Below are 3,637 nucleotides of genomic sequence, written 5' to 3'. Positions count from 1 at the left end.
CAAAATTATAGGTTTTAGTTCATTAATTGATAATTGATAATGGATAATTGATAATTACCTCTGGTTAAAACCGAGAGGATTGAATATTGGGAAATATCATTTCTTTTTTTCCCCTATCCAAGGGGAGGCTTTAAACCAGAATTAATTAATTAATAATTCGGTAAAAGGTAAAAGACCAAGAAAAATACAACTCTATCTCACGGTTCTTGAGAAAAGTTATTTTATATAGCTACAGTCAAAAATTAAAAGTTAGCAATCAAATCATTCCTGTAATTAAGGTAAGAGAATTTGATGGGATTCTAGCAGTAATGGCGACTATAACTTTGAGAATAGTTTCGATTGCTAAAAGCCTTTTCTTTTTCCTAGTTATTGTTATTTTATTCCCTCGATATATTTAATTATTTAACAAATAAAGGCAGATTAGTTTATTAAAATTATTGCTCCTAAATTCTTAGTTTAGCCAAACTATCAAATAATTTTTTGACTTTAACTAAATTTTTATCACCTGGTGCTGTTTCCACACCACTGGATAAGTCTATGCCACAAAATTTATGATTAAATTCTATTTTAGGTTCAGAGACTAATATGAATTGTTGTATTGCTGTTATGACATTTTCTGGGGTTAAACCACCTGCTAATAACCAAGGAAAAGTAGGGTTAAATTCTTCAATAATTTTCCAATCTAAGGTTTGACCAGTACCTCCTAATTTATCTGGATGATAAGCATCTAGGAGTAAAGTATCAATATAATTTTCATAAATATTTGCTTTTTTTAAATCTTGAGGAGATTTAATTCTCAGGGCTTTGATTATTTCTATATTATTTGGTATTAACTGACGTAGCTGATAACAAAATTCTGGAGATTCATCACCATGTAGTTGTATTCCATTTAATTTGGTATTAATAATTATTTCTGATAATAAATTTATTTCAGGATTAACAAATACTCCTATTTTATCAATATTTATTGGTAGTTTCTCGACAATATTTCTGATATTTTCTGGAGTAATATAGCGAGGTGATTTGGGAAAACAGATAAATCCTAGAGCTGTTGCTCCCATCTGAGCGATCGCTTGTCCTTGCTCTAGTTTTGTAATTCCACAAATTTTGACGCGCATTAATTATACCTACTACTCAGTGACATACTCCCACGCCAACCTTAAGGTATGGCGTGGGCTTCTCGTTTCGCAGTTCCGGTACCCCGTCGAACTCCACGAGCTTTAAGGACCGAAGGCCCTGCCGCCCTATTTTTTATATTTATCGCCGCGTTCACATCCCGGTCTATTACCATGTCGCAATGGGGACAAGAATGGGTTCGTATGTTTAATTCTTTAGGGACTTTTTCACCACAGCTTGAGCAATCTTGGCTAGTATTTTTAGGGTTCACTGCTATTGTTTTCTGCCCAGCATTCTCGGCTTTGACAGTTAAAATAGTCAGAAATTGCCCCCATCCAGCATCGTTAATTGATTTACTCAATCTAGTTTTGGCCAGCCCTTTAATATTTAGGTTTTCGTAGGCTATAACTTCGGCTTCTGTTAATAACTTGTTAGCCGTTTTCAAGTGAAAATCCTTACGCTGATCGGCTACTTTTTTATGTTGTTTGGCTACAGCTTTGACGGCTTTTAACCATCTTTTGCTTCCTTTTTTCTTCCTAGATAAACGTTTTTGTAAAGTCTTTAATCGCTGCTGAGATTTTCGATAATATTGAGGTATTGGAACTGATTCTCCAACGCTAGTCACTAAGAAATCCTTTAGTCCCATGTCTATTCCCAGAGTATTTTCTGATGTGGGTTTGACTTCAGAATTCAATAAAGGAACCGATTTATCTTCTAAGGATAGCGTTACATAATAACCATCAGCTTTACGGCTAACAGTAACGGTTTTAATTTGAAAGCCATCTGGCAATGGTCGGTGTTGAATCAACTTGACTTGACCAATTTTGGGAAGATTAATTCTTCGATTGACAATGCAATCTGGCTTGATTTGAGGATAAGTGAAACTACGATAACGACTTTGATTTTTAAATCTTGGTCTTCCTAATTTTTGTCCGTTTTTATCTGTTTTCAACCATCTATCGAAGGCTAGTTTCACCCGCTTAGTACAATCTTGCAGTACCTGAGAATGAACTAATTTATATTCAGGAAATTTCTCCTTGGTATTGACCAAATCCTTTTTTTGAGAATAATAATCAGGGCAATCTTTTAGTTGAGGAATTGGTGTTATTAACGGGCAAGCGTTAACTGGACAGCGATTTTCTTCCCACCATGAGAACCGTTCGCCTAGTCGATAGTTATACTGTCGGCGTAACAAATCTAACCATAATTCTATGGTGGCAATTTGTTCTTTATTGGGTCTTAATTTGTATTGATAAGCGGTTCTCATCGCAAAAAAGCTGTTCCTTTAATCAGGATAACATTAATTGGGGTTGGTAAATCAAGAGATGAAACTTTAAGAGTAATCTGTTTCTGATACCTCTAAATATCTAACCAGAGTAAGTGATGGGTATTACCCCTAGTAGGAAATCGTCTTACCAAATTACCAACGCCGATTTTTGTATCAAAACTTAAAGTTATTGTTAATTATTAAAACAAATTGTAGCTTTTAGCTAAAGCTTCTTGATAATTTGCAAAACATAAGTTGATTTAAACACCACCCGATCGGGCGAGGTATTTTAAATTTGCCCCAAATCTTTTTAATTTAAGGAGATAAGAACTTGATTTACCCTGGCTTAATTCTAGCAGCACAATCTCATCCTCTCTCAGCAGAGTGGTCGCCAAAAGTAGCAATTATAATGATAACTTGTAACTTAGTGGCAATTGCGATTGGCTACTATGCCATTTCAAAGCAAAATCGTGGACAAGGGCCAGATTTACCCGTATCGTTACCAGCAATTTTTACTGGCTTTGGAATACCAGAATTATTAGCTACTACAAGTTTTGGTCATATTTTGGGAGCAGGAATAATTTTAGGGCTTGGTAGTGCTGGTATGCTATAGATAGATATAACCTGATTTTAGTTAAAAATATAGGGGGTTTTCTCTGATTACAGAAGAAAATCCCCCATTTTTAGTTTGTAATTTCATAGATGTCCAAATTAGGTATTGATTGTTATTGTTGACCAGAAAATTACCGAAGAGCCTACCAGCAGCTATATTGCTCCTTGGAAGTGGAATGACTTAATTACTTATTCCACACTTTGCTGATGCACTAACCTCTAAAGTTAATTTAGTTATCAAAATGTTGGCATTTATACCCGCGCTCTCCCGCAGGGGAGCGGAGGGATGGGAATGCCAATCAATGTTCCGGTTTTACAAATAAACTGTTAAAATGTAAATGTTGAAAATTAATCAGTAGATGGTTGAAAAAGCGTACAAATTTAGATTTTACCCCACTCTGGAACAGGAAAGTCTGTTGCGGAGGACTTTGGGTTGTGTGCGCCTAATCTATAACAAAGCCTTAGCTGCTAGGACTCAAGCTTGGTATGAACAAAAACAACGAGTAAGTTACAAACAAACTTCGGCCATGCTGACGAACTGGAAAAAACAGAAAGATTTAGATTTTCTTACTCAAGTAAGCAGTGTACCATTGCAGCAAGGCGGTAGTCCATTTACAAACTGCTTTCACCAACTTTTTTAGT

At 35.4% G+C, this 3,637-nt stretch carries 3 protein-coding genes and 1 pseudogene; 2 read left to right on the top strand and 2 right to left on the bottom strand.

The features are described 5' to 3' along the window. Positions 1-443: 443 nt before the first annotated feature. On the bottom strand, positions 444-1,118 hold the full coding sequence (locus F6K22_RS35640) for a phosphoribosylanthranilate isomerase (RefSeq protein ID WP_293109295.1): 675 nt from the start codon (positions 1,116-1,118) through the stop codon (positions 444-446). A 41-nt stretch (positions 1,119-1,159) separates the two neighbouring features. Then, positions 1,160-2,383 carry an RNA-guided endonuclease InsQ/TnpB family protein gene (locus F6K22_RS35635; RefSeq protein WP_293109294.1) on the bottom strand — a complete coding sequence of 408 codons (1,224 nt, stop codon included), beginning with the start codon at positions 2,381-2,383 and terminating at the stop codon, positions 1,160-1,162. A gap of 331 nt (positions 2,384-2,714) precedes the next feature. Here F6K22_RS35635 and psaK point away from each other — a divergent pair, with 331 nt between their 5' ends. Next, complete coding sequence (psaK, locus tag F6K22_RS35630; protein WP_293109292.1) at positions 2,715-2,996, top strand: photosystem I reaction center subunit PsaK; 282 nt, start codon at positions 2,715-2,717, stop codon at positions 2,994-2,996. 358 nt (positions 2,997-3,354) lie between these two features. Further along, positions 3,355-3,637, top strand: a pseudogene (locus F6K22_RS35625) (helix-turn-helix domain-containing protein); the annotation flags it as partial.

The sequence above is a fragment of the Okeania sp. SIO2F4 genome, assembly GCF_010672385.1.
Lineage (GTDB): Bacteria > Cyanobacteriota > Cyanobacteriia > Cyanobacteriales > Microcoleaceae > Trichodesmium.
The sequence above is the reverse complement of the archived record's forward strand: the minus strand, read 5'-3'. Positions and strand labels throughout refer to the sequence as shown.

Coding starts and splice junctions, on each gene's coding strand:
- F6K22_RS35640 (WP_293109295.1), bottom strand. CDS start 1,118: ATGCGCGTCAAAATTTGTGGAATTACAAAACTAGAGCAAGGACAAGCG.
- F6K22_RS35635 (WP_293109294.1), bottom strand. CDS start 2,383: ATGAGAACCGCTTATCAATACAAATTAAGACCCAATAAAGAACAAATT.